Genomic DNA, 856 nt, shown 5'->3' with positions numbered 1-856 from the left:
GATCGGGGAAGCCAGTACTGCGCAAGTCGCTACCGTGAAAGACTTGATGCCCTGGGCATGCAGGTGTCGATGTCACGGCGGGGAAACTGCTACGACAACGCACCGATGGAGAGTTTCTGGGGATCACTCAAGAACGAGTTGCTGTACCAGCGGCGTTTCGCCACGCGTGCGCAGGCACGAGCGGCGATCACCGAGTGGATCGAGGTGTTCTACAACCGTCAGCGACTGCACAGTGCACTTGGCTACCAGTCGCTAGTGGCCTTCAGGCAAGGCCTTCTTTGAACGGACTTCACATTAAAGGCGACTGTCTGCGGTTGACAGTACACCTCACCTGAGGGGTAGGTTCCCTCGGGTGACTCGACACCGCTTTCACCGATCCGCGAAGACCCCATGGCTGTAACTCCATTTTTTTGTTGAATGTTTGCGCAAACGGTACATGTTTTGCTAGTAACCATCATTACTCATAGGTTAGGTGTTCCAAGTCGTTGGTAAATTCGCAAGGTCCGTGCTTGTTGTTTTGGCTGTTGGCCGAAACGAGGCTAAACACCACTTTAGTGAATTTGCTGTCCAGGGTCATGGGTAAATCAAAAATCGAAAATTCATATTCGGACAAGTTTGACGCTGCTGTCCGGAAAGTTAATAAAACGACATCAAATTACCTGAAAGATTTGTTGATCCATGAGCTGTTCGAGCAGCAGGTGCGGCGAACACCGGAGGCGTTGGCGGTTCAGTACGAGAGCGAGAGCCTGACGTATGCGCAGCTCAATGCAAGGGCCAATCAGCTGGCGCATCGGCTCAGGGCGATGAGGGATGCAGCGGGGGCCCCGTTGGTGAAGCCGGATGTGCTGGTGGCGAT

The 856-nt window shown here is 53.6% G+C and carries 2 protein-coding genes; both read left to right on the top strand.

Annotated elements, in window-relative coordinates:
- A partial coding sequence (locus EHV23_RS15030; RefSeq protein ID WP_148098599.1) for an integrase core domain-containing protein occupies window positions 1–282 on the top strand: 282 nt, incomplete at its 5' end.
- Window positions 283–575: 293 nt separating this feature from the next.
- A partial coding sequence (locus EHV23_RS15025) for an AMP-binding protein (RefSeq protein ID WP_203229051.1) occupies window positions 576–856 on the top strand: 281 nt, incomplete at its 3' end.

It is taken from the genome of Lautropia dentalis (assembly GCF_003892345.1).
Taxonomy (GTDB): Bacteria; Pseudomonadota; Gammaproteobacteria; order Burkholderiales; family Burkholderiaceae_E; genus Lautropia; species Lautropia dentalis.
This window is presented reverse-complemented; position numbering and strand designations above follow the sequence as displayed.